Consider the following 22,139-nt stretch of genomic DNA (forward strand, 5'->3'; position numbering starts at 1 on the left):
GAACTTGTAGGAGCGGCTGTTAGCCGCGAAGGGCGGTCAACTCGATCACCCTGGCTCGCGGCTAACAGCCGCTCCTACGGGGGTTGGCTAATTTAGCGCCCGCGGCGCCGCCAGCGTGAACGGATTGATCTGCGCGTCGAAGGGCTGGTTGGTTTCCGACACCACCATGTTGAACTCGCCGTGCATGGTGCCCACCGGCGTGCCCAGCGGGCAGCCGCTGCTGTACTGGAACTGCTCGCCGGGCTGCAGCACCGGCTGGTGGCCGACCACGCCGGGGCCGCGCACTTCCTCCACGTGACCCTCGCCGTTGGTGATGACCCAGTGGCGCGAGATCAGCTGCACGGTCCGCTCGCCTTCGTTGCGGATGGTGATGTGATACGCGAACAGGTACTCGTCCTCGGCGGGATTGGACTGCTCCGCGACGTAGTGCGGGCGCACGATGATGCGGACGCCGTGGGTCAGGGTGTCGGACATCAGAACATCCCCGTGGCGAGGCGCGCTTCTTCCGACATCATCGACTGGTCCCAGGGCGGGTCGAAGGTCAGCTCCACGTCGGCCTCCTCCACGCTGGGGATCGCGGTGACCTTGCTCTTGACGTCGGCCACCAGGATGTCGCCCATGCCGCAGCCGGGGGCGGTCAGGGTCATGCGGATGCGGGCGCGGCGGCGGCCGTCGTCGGTGCGCTCGAGCTTGCTTTCGTAGATCAGGCCCAGTTCGACGATGTTGACCGGAATCTCGGGGTCGAAGCAGGTGCGCATCTGGTCCCAGATGGCCTTTTCGATCTCCTCGTCGCTGGCGTCGGCGGAGATTTCAGGGCCGAGCACGACTTCCTTGCCGATGGCGTCGGCGTCCTTGCCGTCGATGCGGAACAGGTGCCCCTCGACCTGCACGGTGAAGGAGCCTCCCAGTGCCTGGGTGATCGCGCCATGGGCGCCTTCCGGAAGCTCGACCTTGGTGCCCTGGGGGATCAGGACGCCGATGACGTCGCGCGTCAGGGTGACAGGTTCGTAGGTGTGACTCATGACTGCTCGGGGGACACAAGGAACTTAGTTTAAGCTCCGGCCGTCTGAGGCGCATCTTCCTCCTGTCCGAGACCCCGCATGAACAAGCTCTCCGCCGCCCTTGTATCCCTGTCGCTGCTGGCCAGCAACGCCGCCTGGGCTGACCAGCCGCCCCAGCGCCGCAGCGTCAGCGTCAGCGGCCAGGGCGAAGTTTCCGCCCGCCCCGACCGGGCCCGCCTGAACGTGGCGGTGGACGTGATGAATGCCGATCCCAAGGCCGCCGAGGCCGAGGTCAGCAAGGTGGTGCGGGCCTACGTCGCCGAGGCGCGCCAGCTCGGGGCCAAGGACGCCGACATCTCCACCGCCGGCATCACCCTGTCGCCGGAGTACGTCTGGGACGAGAAAACCCGCCGCAACCGCCTGACCGGCTACCGCGCGCGCCGCGACATCACCATCACCGTGACCGACCTGGGCAAGCTCGGCGACTACGTGCTGCGCGCCACCCAGGTGGGCGTCAACAACGTCTCGCCGCCGGTGCTGGAGGCTTCCAACGCGAAGGAGCTGGCGCGCCAGGCGCTGGTCAAGGCTACCGACGATGCCCGCGGCAAGGCGCAGCTGCTGGCCGACACCCTCAAGGTGAAGCTGGGCAGCATCTACGCCCTCAACGCCAGCGAGGGCTACGCCCCGCCGCCGATGCCGATGATGGCCCGCGGCATGGCCAAGGCCGAGGCTTTCGACAGCGGCAACCAGCAGCTGGGCCTGGAAACCGGCGAGATCAAGTACACCGCCACGGTGAACGCCGATTTCGACCTGCTGACGCCCTGAGACAGGGTCCCACCTGCCATCCATGGCGGGACGTCCGTTCGCCCATCTGACCCCGGCCCGGCCCTCCATGGCCGGGCGCTCGTCGGCGTGGATTGCCATTTAGGCAATCCACGAAAATCCCGACTCGCCCAGCGGTAGTACTCCGGACTTCAGATTTTGCGATAATCCGCCACTTTCCCGCCGTACAGGCAGAGAAAGTGGCCAAGAAGCAAAGCAAGCCGCTGGTCGGCGTCATCATGGGTTCCCGGTCCGACTGGGAGACGATGGCGCACGCCGTCCAGACGCTGGAAGACTTGGGCGTGCCCTACGAGGCGCGCGTCGTCTCCGCGCACCGCACCCCCGACCTCCTCTTCGAATACGCCGGCAGCGCGGTCAGCCGCGGGCTGAAGATCATCATTGCCGGTGCCGGCGGTGCCGCCCACCTGCCGGGCATGTGCGCCGCCAAGACGCGGCTGCCGGTATTCGGCGTGCCGGTGCAGTCCAAGGCACTCAACGGCCAGGACTCGCTGCTGTCGATCGTGCAGATGCCGGCGGGCATCCCGGTGGGCACGCTGGCCATCGGCCGCGCGGGTGCCATCAACGCCGCCCTGCTGGCCGCCGCGGTGCTGGCCACGCACGACGCCGCGCTGGCCCAACGCCTGGACCGCTTCCGCGCGGAACAGACCCGCAAAGTGCTGGACGACGAGCCGCTGAAGCTGCCATGAAGATCGGTATCCTGGGGGCGGGTCAGCTCGGACGCATGCTGGCCCTGGCGGGCTATCCGCTGGACTTCGACTTCGTGTTCCTCGACCCGGCCACCGAGGCCTGCGCCGCGCCGCTGGGCGAACACATCCACGCCGACTACCAGGACGAGCGCTCGCTCGCCGAGTTCTGCGTGGCCGTGGACATCGCCACCTACGAGTTCGAGAACGTGCCGGCCAAGACCGCCGAGTTCGTCTCCGGGCGCATCCCGCTGCTGCCGGCGCCGGTGGCGCTGGCCGTGGGCCAGGACCGCCTGTCCGAGAAGCAGCTGTTCGACAAGCTCAAGGTGCCGGTGCCGCGCTACATGCCGGTGGCCACGCGCGAGGCGCTGGAGCTGGCGGTGAAGAACATCGGCCTGCCGGCGGTGCTCAAGACGCGTCGCCTGGGCTACGACGGCAAGGGCCAGGCCGTGCTGCGCAAGCCGGAAGACCTGGACCCGGCCTTCGCCCGGCTCGGCGGCCAGCCGCTGATCCTGGAGGCCTTCGTGCCGTTCCAGCGCGAGCTGTCCTGCCTGGCGGTTCGCGGCAAGACCGGCGAGCTGCGCTACTACCCGGTGGTGGCCAACGTGCACCGCGACGGCATCCTGCGCACCGCGATTCCGCAGGCCGACGATCCGCTGCAGAAAGAGGCCGAGGACTACGCCCGCCGCGTGGTCGAGCACCTGGGCTATGTCGGCGTGCTGGCCTTCGAGTTCTTCGTCTCCGACGGCCGGCTGCTGGCCAACGAGATCGCTCCGCGCGTGCACAACTCCGGCCACTGGAGCATCGAGGGCGCGGTCTGCTCGCAGTTCGAGAACCACCTGCGCGCCATCGCCGGCCTGCCGCTGGGCGACACCTCGATGCGCGGGCCCTCGGCGATGGTCAACTTCATCGGCGACGCCCCGGCCAACCAAGCCCTGGCGGCGATCCCGGGTGTGCACATCCACCACTACGGCAAGACGCCCAAGCCGCAGCGCAAGGTGGGGCACGCGACGATCACGGCGGGGTCCGAGGCCGAGCTGTCGCAGCGGCTGGAGCTGGTGAGCAAACTGGCGGATGCGGTCGGCGACTAGGCTCCGCGTTGCTGTTCCCTCTCCCGCTTGCGGGAGAGGGTGGCCGAAGGTCGGCGAGGGGATGGACCCCCGAGGTAGGGCAACGCATGGAGCAGTTGCCGAGAGAGGGTTTCTGTAAATGTTGGGCTAGCTAACGACTGGTCGTTTTACAGAAACCCTCTCCCTTTCTCCCTCTCCCGCAAGCGGGAGAGGGGACAACAAAAGCTGACCTACAGCCCCAGGTCCTTCTTCAACTCCAGCCACAGCTCCGCATACGCCAGCAGCGCCGGGTCTTCCGATCCGGCATAGGCGGCCAGCGGTGCGCGGTGTTCGCCCATGCGCTCCACCGCCGAGGCATAGGGGATCACCGCCGGGTAGCGCCGCGCCATCGAGGCGGGCGGGTTTTCCAGCAGGTCGCGGTGCAGCGAGCGACGGCGGTCGGCCATGGAGTAGAACGGCCGCAGCTTCTTCGGATCGAAACCCTCGGCCTTGCAGTAGGCCTGTACCTGCTCCAGCGAACGCAGCGACAGCCAGGTGGGCACCACCGGCACCAGCACGCGGTCGGCGGCGCTGAAGATGTTGTCGGCCAGATGCGACAGGCTCGGCGGGCAGTCCAGCACGATCAGCGAGTACTGCTCCGAAAAGGGCTTGAGCAGGCGCTTGAGCGCCTCGCGCGGCGGCTCCACCTTCTTCAGGATGATGTCGAGGTAGCGGTAGGACAGGTTCGCCGGGATCAGCGACAGCTGGCGGTAGGGCGAGGGTTTCACCAGCCGGCCCACCGGCGTGCCGCCCTCGAAGACCTTCCTGCCCTTGTCGTCGGGCTCGCCGTGGAAGTACCAGCTGGAAGCGCCCTGCGGGTCGAGGTCCCAGAGCAGCGTGTGCACGCCGTGGGCCGCGGCGAGGTAGGCCAGGTTGACGGCGGCGGCGGTCTTGCCGACGCCGCCCTTGAGGTTGTACAGCGCGATGCTGCGCATTCCCGGACTCTCCTGCCGATGCTGCGGAAGAACGTGGTCTCAGCTGAAGGGGTTCAGCTCCCCGCCCCAGGCCACGGCCACGCAGCCGCCGCCGGTATTCACCGCCGCGGTGGCGGACATGATGCTGGTGAGGATCTCGATGTTGTGCTCGCGCGCGGCCTTGGCCAGCTCGTCGTAGCCGGGCAGGGCGGCCACCCGCGACACGGGGCCACCGTAGCTGATGCACAGGTGCTGCGTGCCGATGCCGCGGCGGACCTCGGCTGCCACGTGGCGGAACAGCCGCTCCACCGCACGCTCGTAGCCGCGCACCTTGGCCACCGGCTGGGTTTCGCCGCGATAGCAGAGGATCACCGGCTTGATGTCCAGTGCCGAGCCGATCGCATAGGTCAGCAGGCCGATGCTTTTCTCGCCCTTCTTGATGCCGCGACTGCGGATGTAATAGAGGTCGTCCGGCACCATGTAGCCGACGATGTTCTCGCGCAGCTCGTCCAGGCGCTTGCGGATGTCGTTGGAACTGACGCCGCTGCGCGCCAGCTTGGCGGCCTCGGCCGCCAGCACGCCGGTGCCGCAGAACATGCTCTTGCTGTCGACCACGCGCAGGGCGAAAGGCCCGCTCACGCCCTGGCGCGCGCGCGCGTTCTTGTAGTCGTTGAGGATCGCGAACGAGGCCTTGGTGGCGTTCTCGAAGATCGCGCTGCGCGTGGCGGTGATCGTCACGCAGAACACGTAGTCGTACTCCAGCACCATGTCCGACAGGAACTTCTCGCGGATCTGCTCGGCGGTGAAGGGCACGGTGTGGGCGTTGAGGCCCTTGGAGGCGAGCTGCTCGGCGTAGAACTTGAGGGTGACCTCCGGGTCGCGGACGTCGTTCAGCACTTCGTCGCCCAGGTGGATCGCCACCGGCAGGATGCCGACGCGGTGCTCCTGCAGGAACTCCTGCGGCAAATCGCAGGTAGCGTCCGCAACGACTCCGATGCGCATGGCGTCCTCCCTCGGCCCTACGAGGCTTTTTCCGACTGTGTTTTCCTATTATGCACAGCCCGGCCGTCCCGCGCCGTCCGGCGGCAGCTCAGCCTTCGGGGCCCATCAGGCGATCCTGGATTTCCTTGACCAGGGTCTTGGCGCTGCGCTCGTCGGTGTCCAGCACCAGGTCGGCGATTTCGCGGTACAGGGGGTCGCGCTGGGCGAACAGCTCCTGCAGGACCTCGCGACGGTTGGCGATGTTCTTCAGCAGGGGCCGGTTGTCGGAGCGGGCGGTGCGCGCCAGCTGCTGGTCGACGCTGGCGTGCAGGTAGACCACGAAGCCGCGCGCGGACAGGCTGTGGCGGTTGTCCGGGTCCAGCACACTGCCGCCGCCGGTGGCCAGGACGATGCCCTGGCGCAGCGTCAGGTCGGAGATCACCGCCTTCTCGCGGCGGCGGAAGCCCGGTTCGCCTTCCTTCTCGAAGATGTAGGGGATATCGACGCCGGTGCGCAGCTCGATCTCGTGATCGCTGTCGATGAACTCCAGCCCCAGGGTCTCACCGAGACGCTTGCCGACGGTCGTCTTGCCGGCGCCCATGGGGCCGACCAGGAAGATGCTGCTTTTCTTGCTCATGCGGCGGGAGGGCGTGGAAAAAACGTGCCGCGAAAACGCCGGGGCCGGCTTGAAGCCGGCCCCGGGGTCACCGTCAGTTGACGCGCAAGCCGTCCTGCAAGACCTTTGGCGTGACAAAGATCAGCAGTTCGCGCTTGTTGGAATTCTTGGAGTCGTTGCGGAACAGCCGGCCCAGCATCGGCACGTCGCCCAGCAGCGGGACCTTGACCTGGTCGGAGCGGCTTTCCTGGTTGTACACGCCGCCGAGCACCACGGTCTCGCCGCTGCGCACCAGCACCTGCGTGTTCAGGCGCCGGGTGTCGATGGCCGGAGCGGTACCCACGCCGATCGAGACGTTCTCGCCCTGGCTGTCGTTGGTGACGGCAAGATCCATCACGACGCGGTCGTCCGGCGTGATCTGCGGGGTGACCAGCAGGGACAGCACGGCCTTCTTGAAGGCGATCGTGCCGGCGCCGCTGGAGGCCGCCTCCAGGTAGGGCAGTTCGCGACCCTGTTCGACATAGGCCTGCTTGCCGTTGGCGGTGACCACGCGCGGGGTGGACACCACCTCGCCACGGCCTTCGCTCTGCAGCGCCGACAGTTCCAGGTCCACCAGGTAGTCGCGGCCCAGGATCGCCAGTGCGATCCGGCCGGCCGGATCGGTCACCGGCAGGTTGACGTTGTAGCGGTCGGCCTGCGCGCCCAGGGTCACCGGGAAGCCACCGTTGTCCAGGAAGCTGGAAGTGGTGGTGTTGGTGGACGTGTTGCTGCCCGAGGTCGTGACAATGCCGCTGCCGCCGTTGCGGGCGACCGTGGTCACGCCGAAGCGCACGCCCAGGTCCTTGGCGAAGTCGTCGTTGGCGATGACGATGCGCGACTCGATCAGCACCTGGCGCACCGGGATGTCCAGGCGCGCGACCAGTACGCGAATCTCTTCGATCTTGTCGCGGGTCTCCAGCACGATCAGGGTGTTGGTGCGCTCATCGACCGACATGCGGCCGCGTTCGCTGAGGATGGTGTTGGCGGAGCCGGACTTGATCAGCGGCGCGAGGTCGGTGGCCTTGGCGTAGTTGACCTGGATGATCTCCGAGCGCAGCGGCGACAGCTCGTTGCGCTGCTTGACGGTTTCCAGCTCGACCTTCTCGCGCTCCGCCAGTTCCTTCAGCGGGGCGACCTGCATGACATTGCCCTGCTGGCGCATGCCCAGGCCCTTGGTGCGCAGGACGATGTCCAGCGCCTGGTCCCAGGGCACGTTCTGCAGGCGCATGGCGATTTCGCCGGTGACCTGGTCGCTCACCACCATGTTGGTGCCGGCGACGTCGGCGATGATCTGCAGCAGCGAGCGGGTTTCGATGTTCTGGAACGACAGGCTGATGCGCTCGCCCACGAACTGCGGCTGGGCCTTGCGCTTCTCTTCGACCTTGTCGGGCGTCAGCGGCTGGATTTCCAGGGTGAACTGGTCGCCGGTCTGGTAGGCGGCCTGCTCGAATTCGATGCCTGCGGCCGGGGTGACGGTGACGATGACGTCCGCGCCGTCGCGGCGTGTATCGACGTACTTCACCGGCGTGGCGAAGTCGAGCACGTCCAGGCGCTTGAGCAGCTTCTCGGAGGCGGTGGCGCCGCGGAAGGCGGCGACGATCTTGCCGCCCTCTTCGCGCACGTCCACCGGCATGCGGGCATTGGCCAGCTGCACGATGATGCGGCCTTCGCCGCGCTCGCCGCGGCGGAAGTCGATGTTGCGCAGGGCTGTCGCGGACTCGGACAGGACCGGGGCTGGCATCAGGCGGGCGCCGGTGGCCTGGGCCGGCATCGAGGCGGCAGTCGCGGCGCTGGGGTCATCCAGCTGCACGAGGATCTTGTTGCCCTCGACGCGCAGGCTGTACGGCGCGAGCTGATTGAGTTCGACCACCACGCGGGTGCGGCCCTTGGCCTCGGCGCTGGCGACCGAGCGGACGTTGCCCGAGTTGACCTTCTTGTAGCGCTCGGGGAGTGCGACCGAGGTATCCGGAAGGTCCAGCGACAGGCGTGCGGGCTTGTCGATGGTGAACACCACCGGCTCCGGCGCCGCCTCCGACAGGGTCATCGTCAGCAGGACGCGGTCGCCCTCCTGGGAAGTGAAGTCGATCGACTGCAGGGCTCGTCCGCCCTGGGCCTGTGCACCGCCGGCCAGCAGCAAAGCTGCCACCGCAGTGGCGGCACGCAGCGCCGTCTTGGTTATTTCACTGAGCTTGAACATCGCCAGTCACTCCCTGATTACCTTTGTTCCGTAAGCGTCAGAGACGCCGGACGTTGCACCCATCCGCCAAATCCATCCGGCACCAGCTCCACCAAGCCAACCTCGGCCTCCGAAATGGACACGATTTCCCCGTAATTTTCGCCAATGTGATTCTTGAGCGTCACGCGGTGCACCACCGCGTCCGGCGCCCGGATCAATGCGTAGACCGTTCCCTTGGAGTCGACCGTGCCGACCATCCGCAGGCCGCTCAGGTCGAACTCTTCCAGCGGTTCCTTGTTGCGGTTCAGGTCGGGGCGCAGGCCCGGACCGAAGGCGCGCGCCGGGGCGAAGGCCTCGAAGGGATCGCGGCGGCCGTTGGCCGAGTAGCTGAAGGCTTCGTACTGCTTCATCTGCGGGATCGGTTCGATCGGCGGAGGCTTGCGGGCCTTGACCTCGGTGACCCAGGCCTCGAGATCGCTCAGGCCCTTGCCGCAGCCGGCTACCGATACGGCGGCGGCCAGGAGAAGCAGGCGCAGGATGTTCTGTTTGCTGGTTTTCATGGGGCGCTCTCCTGTCACTTGGCAGCGCCGGTTTTGGTCTTGTCGGCTTCCGCGGCGGCGATCTCGTCGTCGTCGAGATAGCGGTACGTCTTGGCCAGTGCCGTCATGCGCAAGGTGCCTTCGTCGAGGGCGCCCTTGCCCCGCATCTCAGACTCCGCCGGCAGGTTGATCTCCACGTCCTCGATGGTCACGATGCGCGGCAGCGCCGCGACGGCGCTGACGAAGTTGGCCAGCTCGTGGTAAGTGCCGGTGACGATGACCTTGTTGGGAATCTCCGCGTAGAACTCCTTGGGGACGGGGTCCTGCGGCTTGAACAGCTCCTCCTCGAGGCTGGCCGAGACGCGGGCCTGCGAGATGTCGTTGAGCAGGTTGGGCACCTCGGCCTTGCTCGGCAGCTGCTTGAGCATGGCGCCGAAGTTCTGTTCCATCTCCGCCAGCTGTGCCTTGTAGCTCTCCAGCGCTGCGGCCTTGCCCTGGTTCTCCTCGAACTTCTGGCGCAGCTGCAACTCGGTCGCTTCGGCCGCCGTCAACTCCTCGTAGACCGGCTTGACCAGCAGGTAGATGCCCAGGCCCAGCACCACGACGCCGGCCAGGACCGAGGCGCTGACACGCACCCACATCGGCCACGCGCCGGGGTTGCTCGTGTCGAGCGTCTGCAGTTCGGTGATTGCTTCCTGGAAGTTCATTGCCCGGCCTCCGCGCCATCTTCCTCGGGATCGGCCGTGCCGTCGGAAGGCTTCTTCAGAGCCTTGACCTGCAGCTGGAAATCGCCGCGGCGCAGTTTCTGCTTCTGCTCCTTGGTCACGATCTCGACCAGCCTGGGCTCGTCGAACCAGGCCGAGGCGTCAATGTTCTTCATGTAGGTCGAGATACGGCCGTTGGATTCGGCCGTGCCGGTGAGGGTCACCCCTTCCGGCGCCTGCTTGATCGCCCGCAGGTTGGTGCCCTCCGGCAGGGTGCTGACGACCTCGTCGAAGAAGTGGACCGATGCGGCGCGGCTGGCCTGCAGTTCCTCGATCACGCGCATGCGCGCCAGCAAGCTGGCCTTGACCTTCTCCAGCTCCTCGATTTCCTTGATCTTCTGCTTGGTTTCGTCGATCTGGCGCTGCAGGTAGGCGTTGCGCTCCTGCTGCGACGACACCGCGCCGCTGACCGAGGTCCAGGCCAGGCCGACGATGGAGGCGCTGGCCACCATGCCGATGCCGAGCATGGTCAGGAACTGCTGCTTGCGACGGGCGCGACGTTCCTGGCGCCAGTCGAGTAGGTTGATGCGCGTCGTCATTTCGACTCCCCGTCGAACGCGCGGTAGGCCAGGCCGCAGGCGATCAGCAGCGATGCCTCTTCCTTGGCCAGAACCGCGGGCTTGGCCTTGGACGAAACGCTCATGCCGGCGAAGGGCTTGGCCACTGCCGTCGGGATGCGCAGGCGGTCCTGGATCGCGGCGTCGATGCCGGCGATATGGGCCGAGCCGCCGGCGAGGATGATCTGGTCGATCGTGTTGTACTGCGATGCCGCCGAGAAGAAGAACTGCAGCGAGCGGTCGATCTGCTGCGCCATGTCGCTGATGAAGTGGCTCAGCACCTCGGTCTGGTAGTCGTCCGGCAGGTTGCCGAACTTCTTGGCCTTGCCGGCTTCGTCGAGGCTCATGCCGTAGTGGCGCATGATGTCTTCGGTGAGCTGGCGGCCGCCGAAGCTCTGGTCGCGCGTATAGATCGTCTTGAGGTCGTGCATGATCAGCACCGACGTGGTTGTCGCGCCGACGTCCACCACCGCGATCGTGCGGCGTACGCCGCGATCGGGCATCTGGTGCTGCAGGAACTGGCAGGCGTTCTCGAGGGCGTAGGTCTCGATGTCGACGATCTTGGGCTTGAGGCCCGCGATCTCCAGCGCGGCGGCGCGCTGTTCGACCTGCTCCTTGCGGCAGGCCGCGAGCAGCACGTCGACGTTGTCCTTGGCCTTGTCGCTGTCGCCGATCACTTCGAAGTCGATGCTGACTTCTTCGATCGGGTAAGGGATGTACTGGTCGGCCTCGACCTTGATCTGCTCTTCCATGTCGTCTTCCGACAGGCCTTTGGGGAGCTGGATCACCTTGCTGATCACCGACGCACCGGCCACCGCGACAGCCGCGTTCTTGGTGCGGGTGCCCGCGCGGCTTAGCGCGCGCATGACCGCCTCACCGACGACTTTCGGATCAGTGACCTGTTTGTCCGTGACGGCATTGGCCGGCAGCGGCTCCACGGCGTAGGTCTCGACGTGGAATTTCTCTCCCCTGCGCGACAGCTCGAGCAGCTTTACGGCACTGGAACTGATGTCCAGACCGATGAGCGCCTGCTCTCCCCCGCCTAACAGCGATTGCACTATGGACATATCGCCTCGCCAAACTCGCGTTGACATTCCCCCGCGGAAATCGTGGTGACTCCTCCCGCATTGAGCCGTACTATAACGCAAACATTCTGCGATGCAACTATAAGTAGTGGCTCCAACTATCTGATGTTGCTTCATAACCTGCATAGCGATTCTGTAGGTTTTTGGCCATGGGGAAGGTAAGGATTCGATGAAGTGGAAGCTGTTGCTGTCGGTCCTGGCGGGACTGCTGCTGGCCGGCGTGCTTGCGCTCTGGGGCGGATTCCTCGTGGCCAAGGCCTATTTCGAGGACGAACTGCCCTCTGTGGACGCCCTGCGCCAGCTGCAGCTGGCCATCCCGCTGCGCATCTATTCCGCTGACGGAAAGCTGCTCGGCGAGTTCGGCGCCGAGCGCCGCGCGCCCCTCAAGTACAGGGAGTTTCCGCCGCGGGTGGTGCAGGCCTTCCTGGCTGCCGAGGACGACCGTTTCTTCGAGCATCCCGGCGTGGACTGGATGGGCCTGGTGCGCGCGGCCTTCAGCCTGGCCGCCACCGGGCAGAAATCCCAGGGTGGCAGCACCATCACCATGCAGCTGGCGCGCAACGTGTTCCTCTCCAACGAGCGGAGCTACGGTCGCAAGTTCAAGGAGATCCTGCTGTCGCTGCGCATCGAGAAGGAGCTGAAGAAGGAGGAAATCCTCGAGCTCTATCTCAACAAGATCTACCTGGGCGAGCGCGCCTACGGCGTCGGCGCCGCCGCGATGACTTATTTTAGTAAAAATATCAAGGACTTGAAGATATCGGAGGCAGCGGTGATGGCGGGCCTGCCGAAAGCCCCGTCGCGCGACAACCCGATCGTCAATCCGGAGCGGGCCAAGGAGCGGCGCAACTACGTGCTGCGCCGCATGCACGAGCTGGGCTACATCTCGGCCGAGGAGTTCAAGGCGGGGCTGGAAGAGCCCCTGATCGTCAAGCCCTACCGCGCGCGGGCCGAGGTCGACGCCTACTACGTCGCGGAGATGGTGCGCCAGGAGATCCTGACCCGCTACGGCGACACCGCTTACACCAACGGCTTCTACGTCACCACCACGATCGACTCCACCCGCCAGAACGCTGCCAACGCCGCGTTGCGCAAGGCCATCAACGACTACGGCGAGCGCCACGGCTGGCGCGGGCCGGAGGCCAAGCTCGATCCGGCGCTGCTGGCGCCCGGGCAGGAGCAGAAGCTGGTGGACGCCCTGGATGCGCGCCCGCAGGTGGCCAGCCTGGTGCCGGTGGTGGTGTTGGGCTATTCGCCGCAGAAGCTGGTCTTGCGCGGCCGCGACGGCGACCTCGAGATGCCCCCGGAAGGTTTCAAGTGGGCCGCCTTCAGCGCCAAGCGGACGCCGGCGATCGGTGACGTCCTGCGCATCCGTGCTGGCGGCAAGGAGGGTCGCGAATGGGTCCTGGCACAGCTGCCGCAGGCCCAGGGCGCCCTGGTCGCCCTGAACCCGCGCGATGGCGCCATCGTCGCCCTGGTCGGCGGCTACGATTTCTTCCAGGGCAAGTTCAACCGCGTCACCCAGGCACGGCGCCAGGCCGGATCCGGCTTCAAGCCTTTCCTGTACGCCGCCGCGATGGCGCGCGGCTACTCGCCGGCTTCGGTATTCCTCGACGCCCCGGTGGTGTTCAGCATCCGCGGCCAGCAGGACTGGCGCCCGGAGAACTACGGTGGCGACTTCAAGGGCCCGATGACCCTGCGCGAAGCCCTGGTGCAGTCGCGCAACCTGGTGTCGATCCGCGTGCTGCAGGCCATCGGCATCGACTACGCCCGCGAATACATCGCCCGCTTCGGCCTGCCGATCGAGCACATGCCACGCAACCTGACGATGTCGCTGGGCACCGGCGACTTCACGCCGCTGGAGATGGCGCGCGGCTTCTCCACCATCGCCAACGGCGGTTATCTCACCGAGCCCTATTTCATCGACAGCATCAGCGACGGTGCCGGCAAGCTGCTGTTCAAGGCGCAGCCGAAGATCGCCTGCTACGAATGCGAAGAACTGCCGCCGCCGCCCGAAATGGCCAGCGACGATCCTTCCGCCAACGAGGCCGAGGCGCCGCCGCCGGACATTCCCGAGAACGGTGCGCCGCGCGTGATCGATCCGCAGACCGTCTGGATGATCACCGACATTCTCCACGACGTGACCGTGCGCGGCACCGCCGCCAAGGTCAACGAACTGGGCCGCGCCGACCTGGCCGGCAAGACCGGCACCACCAACGACGAAACCGACGCCTGGTTCAACGGCTTCCAGAAGACCCTGGTCGCCACCGCCTGGGTCGGGCGCGACCAGCCGGGTCCGCTGGGCAAGGGCGAGGTCGGGGGTCGTGCCGCGCTGCCGATGTGGCTGGACTTCATGCGCGTGGCGCTCAAGGACGTGCCCCAGGGCATGCGGCCGCGCCCCTCGGGCCTGGTCAGCGTGCGTATCGACAGCCGCAGTGGCAAGCTTGCCAGTGGCGACGGCGAAGGGGTGTTCGAAGTGGTCCCGCAGGACCGCATCCCGGAGGCCGCCGACAGTCCCCCGGGGCTGGAAGAGGAGGGCGCCAAGCCGTCCTCTGGCGGGGTGGAAGAGTTGTTTTGAACTGCGATTGCCCGCCAAGGGCACGAGGGTGAACGCCGTGCAATACAGCATCGTGCAGGAAGCCGCCCGCATCATCTGCGAGGAGCAGGTGACCGATTACCGTACCGCCAAGCAGAAGGCCGCCGAGCGCCTGGGCCTGCCGGCGCGCTCGGGGCTGCCGGACAACGCCCAGGTACAGCAGGCGGTGATCGAGTACCAGCGCCTGTTCGGCGGCGAGGCTTACCACGAGCGGCTGCGGCGCATGCGCCGCACCGCGCTGCGGGTGATGCGCCAGCTCGCCGAATTCTCGCCGCGCCTGGTCGGCGGCGCCGTCAGCGGCGCCATCACCGACGCCCACCGCCTGCAATTGCATGCTTTCGCCGACAAGCCCGAGGCGATCGACATCTACCTGCACGACCGCCGCATCGACTTCGACCAGGACGAGCGCCGCTACCGCTACCCCGACGGCAAGGAGCAGCGCATCCCGCTGGCCTGCTTCGAGGTCGAGGGCGTCGGCGTGGACCTGGCGGTGTTCTCGGAGAACGAGCAGCGCCGCGCGCCGCTGAGCCCGGTGGAGAACCAGCCGTTCCGCCGGCTGGATTCGGCGCAGGTGGAGAAGCTGCTTGCGGCGGAAGAAGCGGCCTGAGTGGGCTGTTGTAGGAGCGGCTGTTAGCCGCGATCTTCTGCGAAGCAGCGAAGGTGGCGCCATCCATGGCGAGACTTCGGCTCGCCCATCTATCCCCGGGGCGGCCATCCTTGGCCGCCCGTGATTCACCGCAGGCAATGCCGTTTAGGCATTGCCAAAGCGCGCCGAATCACCCTCCTTGCGGAGGGCTTTTTCCTGACTGCACCGGCGCTTAGCGCTGGGCAATCGGCGTCACGTTGCGATCGGCAGCACCCGTATAGACCTGGCGCGGGCGCGCGATGCGCATGCCCGGGTCGGCGACCATCTCGATCCAGTGGGCCACCCAGCCGACGGTACGCGCGATGGCGAACATCGGCGTGAACATGTTCACCGGGATGCCCAGGGCCTTGTAGATGATGCCCGAGTAGAAGTCGACGTTCGGGTACAGCGCGCGGGCCTTGAAGTAGTCGTCCGACAGGGCGATCTCCTCCAGCTTCATCGCCAGTTCCAGCTGCGGATCGCTGTCCTTGCCCAGGTGCTTGAGCACCTTGTGGCACTGCTCGCGGATGATCGTGGCGCGCGGGTCGAAGTTCTTGTACACGCGGTGGCCGAAGCCCATCAGGCGCACGCCCGAGGTCTTGTCCTTGACCTTGGCCATGAAGGCCGGCACGTTCTTCACGTCGCCGATCTCCTCCAGCATCTTCAGCACCGCCTCGTTGGCGCCGCCGTGCGCCGGGCCCCACAGCGCGGCGATGCCCGAGGCGATCGCGGCGTAGGGGTTGGTGCCGGTGGAGCCGGCCATGCGCACCGTGGAGGTGGAGGCGTTCTGCTCGTGGTCGGCGTGCAGGATGAACAGCACGTCCAGCGCCTTGGCCGCGATCGGGTCGACGTGGTACGGCTCGGCCGGCACGGCGAACATCATGTGCAGCAGGTTGCTGCAGTAGTCCAGGTGGTTCTGCGGGTAGACGAACGGCTGGCCGTAGTACTTCTTGTAGGCGGCGGCGGCGATCGTCGGGATCTTGGCGATCATGCGGTGCGCGAAGATCTCGCGGTGCCGCGCATCCTTGTTGTTGGTGGTGTCGTGGTAGAACGCCGACAGCGAACCGACGATGCCGGTCAGCATGGCCATCGGGTGGGCGTCGTAGTTGAAGCCCTGGAAGAACCCCTTGAGGTTCTCGTTGATCATGGTGTGCTTGCGGATGTTCATGTCGAACGCCGCCAGCTGGTCCTTGTTCGGCAGTTCGCCGTTGAGGATCAGGTAAGCCACCTCGATGAAGTTGCAGTGCTCGGCCAGCTGCGCCACCGGGTAGCCGCGATACAGCAGCACGCCCTTGTCGCCGTCGATATAGGTGATCGCCGACTTGGTGGAACAGGTCGAGCTGAACCCCGGGTCGTAGGTGAAGACGTCGAGCTTGTCGTAGACCTTGCCTACGTCCAGGCCGACCGGGCCGAGGGTGCCGCCGATGGCCGGGAGATCCAGCTTCTCACCGTTGGCGTTGTTGACCAGACTGTAGCTGACGTCGCTCATGCTTGCTCCGCAATCTTTTTGTGGCAAAACCTTAGCGAGAACCATGCCGGTCCACGCCGATCCCTGTCGCTTCCCCTGGCGACGCTCTTCCTCAAGCCGGGTAGTGCGCGGGATAAGGCAGGCGGGCTGTGCCGCTGCTCACCGCTGCGCGGGCCACCGCCGGGCGACACGGTCGCGCGTCGGGGTCGAGCGGCTTGGGGATGATGTAGTCAGGCGCGAAGGATAGCGAGTTTTGGCCATGGGCCGCCAGCACTTCCTGAGGGGCCGGCACTCGCGCCGGCGCGGCAACGGCCCGGATCGCGGCGGCCTTCATGGCCGCGCCGATGTAACGCGCCCGCACGTCCGGGACGCCCCCGGAACGCAAGGGGCAGCACCGCAGCTTGCTGACCTGCGCCGCGGATGCAAACAGCAAGGCCGCCCAGTGGGCGGCCTTGCCTTGAAGCAGCAGAGGCTTTTAGGCCTTGCGCGCGTAGCGGGCGTTGAAGCGGCCCACGCGGCCACCGGTGTCCACCACCTTCTGCTTGCCCGTGTAGTGCGGGTGCGAGGCGCTGGAGGTATCGAGGTTCACCAGGGGGTATTCCTGGCCATCGATCGTGATCTTGTCCTTGGTCTTCACGGTCGAACGGATGATGAAGTTCTGACCAATGGAGGAGTCGCGGAACGCGACCGGACGATATTCGGGGTGAATGCCTTCTTTCATGACACTACTTCCGGCAAATCTAAAAAGGGCGCGAAGTGTAATGAAGACGGCTGTCGCTGGCAAGCTTATCCAGAGATTCCGGCCTTTCAGCCCTCTTCGGACTCCACCTGCACCTCGAACTGGCCCTCTTCTTCGCCGACGGTGAGCCGCACGACCATGGGCCGGCAGCACACCGAGCAGTCCTCGGTGTAGACGGCTGAGCCGCCGGAAAGGTCCAGTTCCAGGACGATTTCTTCCCAGCAGCAGGGGCAGGTAACGACGGCTTCTTCGAGCATGGCGGCCTCCTTCAGGCGTCGAGAAACAGTTCCAGCAAGCGGTTCAGATGCCGGTGCCCCAGCGCCGTGGGCCGCAGCAGGCCCGGGTCCGGCTCCATCAGCCCCAGCCGCCGGGCCTCGGCCAGCGGGGTGGCCAGGGCCGCCAGCGGCAGGCCGGTCCGGGCCTCCCAGAGGGCGGCGGGCACTCCCGCGTTCAGGCGCAGCACGTTGAGCATGAACTCGATCGGCATCTCCTGCGCCGAGAGGATCCGCTCCTCCTGCACGCCGGCGGCCGTGCCGGCGCTCTCCAGGTAGCGCTTCGGGTGCTTGTGGCGGGCGCGGCGGATGACTCCGGCCGCACCGCTGCGCTTGCCGTGGGCACCGGCGCCGATGCCCAGGTAGTCGCCGAACTCCCAGTAGTTGAGGTTGTGGCGCGCCTGCCGGCCGGGCCGGGCATAGGCGGAAACCTCGTACTGGGCGTAGCCGGCGGCGGCCAGGCGGGCCTGCCCGGCGTCGAACATCGCCGCCACGGCGTCGTCGTCCGGCAGCGGCGGCGGGCGCGCGGCGAACTCGGTGTTGGGCTCCAGCGTCAGCTGGTACCAGGAGACGTGCTCGGGCTGCAATGCCAGCACCCCGTCCAGGTCGGCCAGGGCCTGAGCCTCGGACTGCTGCGGCAGCGCGAACATCAGGTCGAGGTTGACGTTGTCGAAGCCGGCGGCCCGCGCCAGTTCCAGCGCCGCCACCGCCTGGCCGGGATCGTGGATGCGGCCGAGCTTCTTCAGCTGCGCCGCGTCCAGGCTCTGCACGCCGATCGACAGGCGGTTGACCCCGGCGGTGCGGTAGCCGCGGAAATGGCTGGCGTCGGCAGTGCCGGGGTTGGCTTCCAGCGTGATCTCGATGTCCGGGGCGAAGGCCAGGCGCCGCTGCACCGCCTCCAGCACGCGGCCGATGGCGCGGTCGGAGAACAGGCTGGGCGTGCCGCCACCCATGAAGATCGAAGTCAGCGGACGGCTTTCGGGCTCGCGCAGTTCATGGTCCAGGTCGCGGACCAGGGCTTCGACATAGGCGTCCTCGGGGGTGTCGCCGCGCAGGGCATGCGAGTTGAAGTCGCAGTAGGGGCACTTCTGGACACACCAGGGAAAGTGCAGGTACAGCGAAAGCGGTAGATCAGTCACGCAGCATGTCGAGCAGCTCGGCCGCCGCCTGGGCGCGGTGCGAGATGCGGTTCTTCACGCCGGGGTCGAGTTGGGCGGCGCTGCAGTCGTGGCCCGGCACCCAGAACAGCGGGTCGTAGCCGAAGCCGCCCTCGCCCTGGGGGGTATGCAGGATGCGGCCGCGCCAGGCGCCCTGGGCGATCAGCGGCGTCGGGTCGGTGGGGTGGCGCAGGAATACCATCACGCAGATGAACTGCGCGCCGCGGTCCTGCTCGGCGATGTCTTCCAAGGCGCCCATCAGCTTGCGGTTGTTGGCGCGGTCGCCGGCGCCCTTGGCGGCGTAGCGCGCGGAATACACGCCGGGCTGGCCGTTGAGCGCGTCCACCTCGATGCCGGAGTCGTCGGCGATGGCCGGCAGGCCACCCGACACCTTCGAGGCATGGCGCGCCTTGATCAGCGCGTTCTCGACGAAGGTCGGCGCGCTTTCCTCGGGTTCCTCGTCGCTGAAGTCGGAGACCAGGCGCAGTTCCCAGCCCAGCGGCGCCAGCAGCGCCTGCATTTCCTTGAGCTTGCCGGCGTTGCGGCTGGCGAGGACGACTTCGGTGGGCATTGGACTAGGCCTTGAGGGCCTCGCGCTGCGCCTCGATCAGCTGGCGGATGCCGGCGCCGGCGAGGTCCAGCAGGGCGTCGAGTTCCTCGCGGCGGAAGGCATGGCCCTCGGCCGTGCCCTGCACCTCGATGAACTGGCCGGCGTCGTTCATGACCACGTTCATGTCGCACTCGCAGCTGGAGTCCTCGGCGTAGTCGAGGTCCAGCACCGGCTGGCCCTTGCTGATGCCGACCGAGATCGCGGCCACCTGGCCGAACAGCGGGTTCTTCTTGATCTGGCCCTTCTTCAGCATCGCGGCAACCGCGTCGGCCAGCGCCACGTAGGCGCCGGTGATGGCGGCGGTGCGGGTGCCGCCGTCGGCCTGCAGCACGTCGCAGTCCAGGGTCACGGTGTAGTTGCCCAGGGCTTCCAGGTTGACGCAGGCGCGCAGCGAACGGCCGATCAGGCGCTGGATCTCCTGGGTGCGGCCGCTCTGCTTGCCCTGCGCGGCCTCGCGGCGGCTGCGGCTGTGGGTGGCGCGCGGCAGCATGCCGTACTCGGCCGTGACCCAGCCGCCGTCCTTCTTCCAGGCCGGGCCGCGCTCTTCGACGCTGGCGGTGCAGAGCACGCGGGTGTCGCCGAAGCTGACCAGCACCGAGCCCTCGGCATGACGGGTGAACTGGCGCTCGATCGAAACCGCGCGGAGCTGGTCCGGCGCGCGGCCGGAGATACGGGTGGACATGGTGCGCTGCCTGCGGTCTCGTGGGCTGCGGATTATACGGTGCGCCCGCCGCGGGAGCGGTTATCATCCGGACACAAACGTGACGGGCGTGGTCAAGCCCGCGAAATCCGAGGAGAGATTCATGCGCAAGTTGCTGATCGGCGGCCTGGCGGCCGCGTGGGTCCTTTCCGCCGGCTGCAGCCGCTCCGACAGCCGGACCGAGACCTCCGGACCGCCCCCGGGCGGGGCGAAGTACAGCGCCGACATCACCCGCACTTCGCTGGGCATCCCGCACATCAAGGCGCAGGACTACGGCAGCCTGGGCTATGGCTATGGCTACGTCTTCGCCGAGGACAATCTCTGCGTGATGCAGGAGGACTTCGTCACCATCCGTGGCCAGCGCGCGCGCTACTTCGGCCGCGACGGCAGCTACACGATCCAGCCCAACGGCGTCACCGCCAGCAACGTCGACAGCGACTTCTACTGGCGCTCTTCGGCCACCGATGCCGCCATCGCGCCGGCGCGCAACAACACCCTGGCCGACTACAAGAACGTCACCCGCGGCTTCGTCGATGGCTACAACCGCTACATCCGCGAACTGAAGGCCGGCGGCCACAGCGGCCGTCACGCCAGCTGCCGTGGTGCCGACTGGCTGTTCGAGATCGAGGAGAACGACATGTACCGTCGTTACTACCGCCTGGCTTTGGTCGCCTCGGGCTCGGTCTGGATCAACGAGATTGCCACCGCCGCGCCGCCGCCGTTGCCGCCGGCCGGTGCCGCGGCCAGCGCCGCGCGTGCCGCCAAGGCGGCCGAGCCCACGGCCGGGCAGAAGGCCGCCGCGCTGAAGAGCGACCCGGGCCCGTTCCGCTTCTTCCAGCGCGACAAGAACTTCGGCAGCAACATGTACGCCCTGGGCAAGGACGCCACCAGCGACGGCCGCTCGGTGGTCTACGGCAACCCGCATTTCCCCTGGATCGGCACCGAGCGCCTGTACCTGGCGCATGCCACGATCCCCGGCAGGTTCGACACCATGGGCGCCTCGCTCTACGGCGTGCCGGCGATCCTGATCGGCTTCAACGACCACCTGGCCTGGAGCCACACGGTTTCCACCGCCTACCGCTTCACCTTCTACGAACTGACGCTGAACCCGGCCAACCCGCGCCAGTACCTGTACGACGGCCAGATGCGCGACATGACCGCCGTGCCGGTCACCATCCAGGTGAAGAACGCCGATGGCAGCCTCACAGACGAGAGCCGCACCCTGTACCAGACCCACTACGGCCCGGTGCTGGTGCTCAAGGCCGCCGGCATCCCGATCCTGGGCTGGAACAACCTCAAGGCCTACGCGCTGCGCGACGCCAACGCCGAGAACGACAGCCTGATCAACCAGTTCGCGCGCTGGAACCAGGCGGAGAGCCTGGACGAGTTCATCCGCCTGCACGGCGAGATCCTGGGCATCCCCTGGGTCAACACCGTGGCCAGCGGCCCCGGCGGCAAGGCCTACTACGGCGACCTCAGCGTGGTGCCGAACGTGCCCGACTCGAAGGTCACCACCTGCCAGGCCCTGCCGCTGCACCAGGTGGTACAGCTGCTGGCGCCGGGCCTGCCGCTGCTGGACGGCTCGCGCTCCGCCTGCGAGTGGGACACCGACGCGGACGCACCGCGCCCCGGCATCTTCGGGCCCTCGAACCTGCCCAAGATCCAGCGCGACGACTGGGTCCACAACTGCAATGACAGCTACTGGCTGACCAACCCGGCCGAGCCCATCGAGGGCTATGCCGGCATCATCGGCTCCGAGGGCAGCGCCCGCTCGCTGCGCACGCGCCTGTGCATCCAGCAGATCACCAGGCGCCTCGACGGCAGCGACGGCCGTCCCGGCAACCGCTTCGACATCGACACGCTGCAGGACGTGGCGCTGTCCAGCCAGATCCTGTCGGCGCAGATGGAGCGCGACACGGTGGTGAACACGCTGTGCCGCCTGCCGACCCTGGTCGGCAGTTCCGGCCCGGTCGACGTCGCCGCCGCCTGCGAGGCGCTGCGCAACTGGGACCTGAAGGCCAACCTGGATTCGCGCGGCGCGCACATCTGGCGCGAGTTCTACCGCCGCATCGCCGGCCCGCTGCTGCCGCTGCCGATCGGCCCCGCGAACCCGCTGCTGTTCCTCACGCCGTTCTCGGTCAGCGACCCGGTCAACACGCCGCGCGGACTCAACGTGCTGCTGCCGACCGTGAGCCAGGCCTTCGCGGACGCGGTCCAGGCGGTCGCCGATGCCGGCTTCGCGCCCGACACGCCGATGGGCGAGATCCAGCACCCGGGACACATCGACAAGAGCATCCCGATCTTCGGCGGCGAGGATTTCGAGGGCGCCTTCACCGTCGTCGTCGCCGGCCCGATCTCGGAAGAGGGCTACAACGTCGACTACGGCAACAGCTACATCCAGACCGTGACCTGGGGTGCCAACGGCGTGGAGGCGGAAGGCTTCCTGACCTACTCCGAGTCCACCGACCCGGCCAACCCGCACTTCTCCGACTTCAGCCGCGAATACTCGGCCAAGCGCTGGCACAAGCTGCCGTTCAAGGCAGCGGAGATCGAGGCCGATGCGATCCGGAAGTACCGGTTGACGGAATGAAAGCAGTTTCGGGCTTACACGTAGCCCGGTTTCGCGTAGCGAAGCCGGGGAGCGCCGTGAAGGGTGTTCCCGGCAACT

Annotated in this window: 22 protein-coding genes; 6 read left to right on the forward strand and 16 right to left on the reverse strand. The window is 67.2% G+C overall.

The window, feature by feature from the left end; translation table 11 throughout:
- Window positions 1-87: 87 nt before the first annotated feature.
- Together apaG and sufT are read right to left on the reverse strand one after the other, a co-directional pair.
- Window positions 88-474, reverse strand: a complete 387-nt coding sequence (gene apaG / locus D0B54_RS00605) for a Co2+/Mg2+ efflux protein ApaG (RefSeq protein ID WP_117288273.1) — start codon at window positions 472-474, stop codon at window positions 88-90.
- Window positions 474-1,022 carry a putative Fe-S cluster assembly protein SufT gene (gene sufT, locus D0B54_RS00610; protein ID WP_117288274.1) on the reverse strand — a complete coding sequence of 183 codons (549 nt, stop codon included), beginning with the start codon at window positions 1,020-1,022 and terminating at the stop codon, window positions 474-476. The genes apaG and sufT overlap by 1 nt, the downstream gene beginning before the upstream one ends.
- Before the next feature lie 78 nt (window positions 1,023-1,100).
- Between sufT and D0B54_RS00615 the strand changes: the two genes are divergently transcribed.
- The 3 genes from D0B54_RS00615 (at window position 1,101) to D0B54_RS00625 (ending at window position 3,618) form a co-directional block, all read left to right on the forward strand.
- Window positions 1,101-1,826, forward strand: coding sequence for an SIMPL domain-containing protein (locus D0B54_RS00615; protein ID WP_117288275.1), 726 nt, complete (start codon window positions 1,101-1,103; stop codon window positions 1,824-1,826).
- A gap of 236 nt (window positions 1,827-2,062) precedes the next feature.
- On the forward strand, window positions 2,063-2,530 hold the full coding sequence (purE, locus tag D0B54_RS00620) for a 5-(carboxyamino)imidazole ribonucleotide mutase (protein ID WP_117294936.1): 468 nt from the start codon (window positions 2,063-2,065) through the stop codon (window positions 2,528-2,530).
- Window positions 2,527-3,618, forward strand: coding sequence for a 5-(carboxyamino)imidazole ribonucleotide synthase (locus D0B54_RS00625; protein WP_117288276.1), 1,092 nt, complete (start codon window positions 2,527-2,529; stop codon window positions 3,616-3,618). Before purE ends, D0B54_RS00625 begins: the two co-directional genes overlap by 4 nt.
- A 209-nt stretch (window positions 3,619-3,827) precedes the next feature.
- Here D0B54_RS00625 and D0B54_RS00630 read toward each other — a convergent pair whose 3' ends face one another.
- The 8 genes from D0B54_RS00630 to D0B54_RS00665 form a co-directional block, all read right to left on the reverse strand.
- Window positions 3,828-4,571 carry a ParA family protein gene (locus D0B54_RS00630; protein ID WP_117288277.1) on the reverse strand — a complete coding sequence of 248 codons (744 nt, stop codon included), beginning with the start codon at window positions 4,569-4,571 and terminating at the stop codon, window positions 3,828-3,830.
- A gap of 39 nt (window positions 4,572-4,610) precedes the next feature.
- Window positions 4,611-5,552, reverse strand: a complete 942-nt coding sequence (locus D0B54_RS00635; RefSeq protein ID WP_117288278.1) for a DegV family protein — start codon at window positions 5,550-5,552, stop codon at window positions 4,611-4,613.
- A gap of 88 nt (window positions 5,553-5,640) precedes the next feature.
- Window positions 5,641-6,168 (reverse strand): shikimate kinase AroK, encoded by a 528-nt coding sequence (gene aroK / locus D0B54_RS00640; RefSeq protein ID WP_117288279.1) that lies wholly within the window; start codon window positions 6,166-6,168, stop codon window positions 5,641-5,643.
- Window positions 6,169-6,241: 73 nt separating this feature from the next.
- Window positions 6,242-8,383: a type IV pilus secretin PilQ gene (gene pilQ, locus D0B54_RS00645; protein WP_117288280.1), complete on the reverse strand. Its 2,142-nt coding sequence runs from the start codon at window positions 8,381-8,383 to the stop codon at window positions 6,242-6,244.
- 17 nt (window positions 8,384-8,400) lie between these two features.
- Window positions 8,401-8,922, reverse strand: coding sequence for a pilus assembly protein PilP (locus D0B54_RS00650; RefSeq protein WP_117288281.1), 522 nt, complete (start codon window positions 8,920-8,922; stop codon window positions 8,401-8,403).
- 14 nt (window positions 8,923-8,936) lie between these two features.
- Window positions 8,937-9,608, reverse strand: a complete 672-nt coding sequence (locus D0B54_RS00655) for a type 4a pilus biogenesis protein PilO (RefSeq protein ID WP_117288282.1) — start codon at window positions 9,606-9,608, stop codon at window positions 8,937-8,939.
- On the reverse strand, window positions 9,605-10,204 hold the full coding sequence (locus tag D0B54_RS00660) for a PilN domain-containing protein (RefSeq protein WP_117288283.1): 600 nt from the start codon (window positions 10,202-10,204) through the stop codon (window positions 9,605-9,607). Before D0B54_RS00660 ends, D0B54_RS00655 begins: the two co-directional genes overlap by 4 nt.
- Window positions 10,201-11,289 (reverse strand): pilus assembly protein PilM, encoded by a 1,089-nt coding sequence (locus tag D0B54_RS00665; protein ID WP_117288284.1) that lies wholly within the window; start codon window positions 11,287-11,289, stop codon window positions 10,201-10,203. Before D0B54_RS00665 ends, D0B54_RS00660 begins: the two co-directional genes overlap by 4 nt.
- Window positions 11,290-11,476: 187 nt before the next feature.
- Here D0B54_RS00665 and D0B54_RS00670 point away from each other — a divergent pair, with 187 nt between their 5' ends.
- On the forward strand, window positions 11,477-13,882 hold the full coding sequence (locus D0B54_RS00670) for a penicillin-binding protein 1A (protein WP_117288285.1): 2,406 nt from the start codon (window positions 11,477-11,479) through the stop codon (window positions 13,880-13,882).
- 28 nt (window positions 13,883-13,910) lie between these two features.
- Complete coding sequence (locus D0B54_RS00675; RefSeq protein ID WP_117294938.1) at window positions 13,911-14,507, forward strand: hypothetical protein; 597 nt, start codon at window positions 13,911-13,913, stop codon at window positions 14,505-14,507.
- Between the two features lie 211 nt (window positions 14,508-14,718).
- Here D0B54_RS00675 and D0B54_RS00680 read toward each other — a convergent pair whose 3' ends face one another.
- From D0B54_RS00680 to rph, 6 genes are all read right to left on the reverse strand, one after another.
- The gene (locus D0B54_RS00680) at window positions 14,719-16,014 is read right to left on the reverse strand and encodes a citrate synthase (RefSeq protein WP_117288286.1); all 1,296 of its coding nucleotides are present in this window, start codon (window positions 16,012-16,014) and stop codon (window positions 14,719-14,721) included.
- Between the two features lie 454 nt (window positions 16,015-16,468).
- A complete protein-coding gene (locus D0B54_RS00690) occupies window positions 16,469-16,714 on the reverse strand; it encodes a type B 50S ribosomal protein L31 (protein ID WP_117288288.1) in 246 nt (81 codons plus the stop codon).
- Window positions 16,715-16,800: 86 nt separating this feature from the next.
- Entirely contained in the window at window positions 16,801-16,989 is a 189-nt protein-coding gene (locus D0B54_RS00695) for a CPXCG motif-containing cysteine-rich protein (RefSeq protein WP_117288289.1), read from the reverse strand.
- 11 nt (window positions 16,990-17,000) lie between these two features.
- Window positions 17,001-18,143 carry a radical SAM family heme chaperone HemW gene (gene hemW / locus D0B54_RS00700; RefSeq protein WP_117288290.1) on the reverse strand — a complete coding sequence of 381 codons (1,143 nt, stop codon included), beginning with the start codon at window positions 18,141-18,143 and terminating at the stop codon, window positions 17,001-17,003.
- Window positions 18,136-18,732, reverse strand: coding sequence for an RdgB/HAM1 family non-canonical purine NTP pyrophosphatase (gene rdgB / locus D0B54_RS00705; protein WP_117288291.1), 597 nt, complete (start codon window positions 18,730-18,732; stop codon window positions 18,136-18,138). The genes hemW and rdgB overlap by 8 nt, the downstream gene beginning before the upstream one ends.
- A gap of 4 nt (window positions 18,733-18,736) precedes the next feature.
- Window positions 18,737-19,453, reverse strand: a complete 717-nt coding sequence (rph, locus tag D0B54_RS00710) for a ribonuclease PH (RefSeq protein WP_117288292.1) — start codon at window positions 19,451-19,453, stop codon at window positions 18,737-18,739.
- A gap of 121 nt (window positions 19,454-19,574) precedes the next feature.
- Between rph and D0B54_RS00715 the strand changes: the two genes are divergently transcribed.
- Complete coding sequence (locus tag D0B54_RS00715; protein ID WP_162932104.1) at window positions 19,575-22,061, forward strand: penicillin acylase family protein; 2,487 nt, start codon at window positions 19,575-19,577, stop codon at window positions 22,059-22,061.
- Window positions 22,062-22,139 lie beyond the last annotated feature (78 nt).

It is taken from the genome of Solimonas sp. K1W22B-7 (assembly GCF_003428335.1).
Taxonomy (GTDB): Bacteria; Pseudomonadota; Gammaproteobacteria; order Nevskiales; family Nevskiaceae; genus Solimonas_A.

Excerpts from the sequence above, each read along its gene's own strand:
- apaG (WP_117288273.1), bottom strand. The coding sequence starts at position 474 with ATGTCCGACACCCTGACCCACGGCGTCCGCATCATCGTGCGCCCGCAC.
- sufT (WP_117288274.1), bottom strand. The coding sequence starts at position 1,022 with ATGAGTCACACCTACGAACCTGTCACCCTGACGCGCGACGTCATCGGC.
- D0B54_RS00615 (WP_117288275.1), top strand. The coding sequence starts at position 1,101 with ATGAACAAGCTCTCCGCCGCCCTTGTATCCCTGTCGCTGCTGGCCAGC.
- purE (WP_117294936.1), top strand. The coding sequence starts at position 2,063 with ATGGGTTCCCGGTCCGACTGGGAGACGATGGCGCACGCCGTCCAGACG.
- D0B54_RS00625 (WP_117288276.1), top strand. The coding sequence starts at position 2,527 with ATGAAGATCGGTATCCTGGGGGCGGGTCAGCTCGGACGCATGCTGGCC.
- D0B54_RS00630 (WP_117288277.1), bottom strand. The coding sequence starts at position 4,571 with ATGCGCAGCATCGCGCTGTACAACCTCAAGGGCGGCGTCGGCAAGACC.
- D0B54_RS00635 (WP_117288278.1), bottom strand. The coding sequence starts at position 5,552 with ATGCGCATCGGAGTCGTTGCGGACGCTACCTGCGATTTGCCGCAGGAG.
- aroK (WP_117288279.1), bottom strand. The coding sequence starts at position 6,168 with ATGAGCAAGAAAAGCAGCATCTTCCTGGTCGGCCCCATGGGCGCCGGC.
- pilQ (WP_117288280.1), bottom strand. The coding sequence starts at position 8,383 with ATGTTCAAGCTCAGTGAAATAACCAAGACGGCGCTGCGTGCCGCCACT.
- D0B54_RS00650 (WP_117288281.1), bottom strand. The coding sequence starts at position 8,922 with ATGAAAACCAGCAAACAGAACATCCTGCGCCTGCTTCTCCTGGCCGCC.
- D0B54_RS00655 (WP_117288282.1), bottom strand. The coding sequence starts at position 9,608 with ATGAACTTCCAGGAAGCAATCACCGAACTGCAGACGCTCGACACGAGC.
- D0B54_RS00660 (WP_117288283.1), bottom strand. The coding sequence starts at position 10,204 with ATGACGACGCGCATCAACCTACTCGACTGGCGCCAGGAACGTCGCGCC.
- D0B54_RS00665 (WP_117288284.1), bottom strand. The coding sequence starts at position 11,289 with ATGTCCATAGTGCAATCGCTGTTAGGCGGGGGAGAGCAGGCGCTCATC.
- D0B54_RS00670 (WP_117288285.1), top strand. The coding sequence starts at position 11,477 with ATGAAGTGGAAGCTGTTGCTGTCGGTCCTGGCGGGACTGCTGCTGGCC.
- D0B54_RS00680 (WP_117288286.1), bottom strand. The coding sequence starts at position 16,014 with ATGAGCGACGTCAGCTACAGTCTGGTCAACAACGCCAACGGTGAGAAG.
- D0B54_RS00690 (WP_117288288.1), bottom strand. The coding sequence starts at position 16,714 with ATGAAAGAAGGCATTCACCCCGAATATCGTCCGGTCGCGTTCCGCGAC.
- D0B54_RS00695 (WP_117288289.1), bottom strand. The coding sequence starts at position 16,989 with ATGCTCGAAGAAGCCGTCGTTACCTGCCCCTGCTGCTGGGAAGAAATC.
- rdgB (WP_117288291.1), bottom strand. The coding sequence starts at position 18,732 with ATGCCCACCGAAGTCGTCCTCGCCAGCCGCAACGCCGGCAAGCTCAAG.
- rph (WP_117288292.1), bottom strand. The coding sequence starts at position 19,453 with ATGTCCACCCGTATCTCCGGCCGCGCGCCGGACCAGCTCCGCGCGGTT.
- D0B54_RS00715 (WP_162932104.1), top strand. The coding sequence starts at position 19,575 with ATGCGCAAGTTGCTGATCGGCGGCCTGGCGGCCGCGTGGGTCCTTTCC.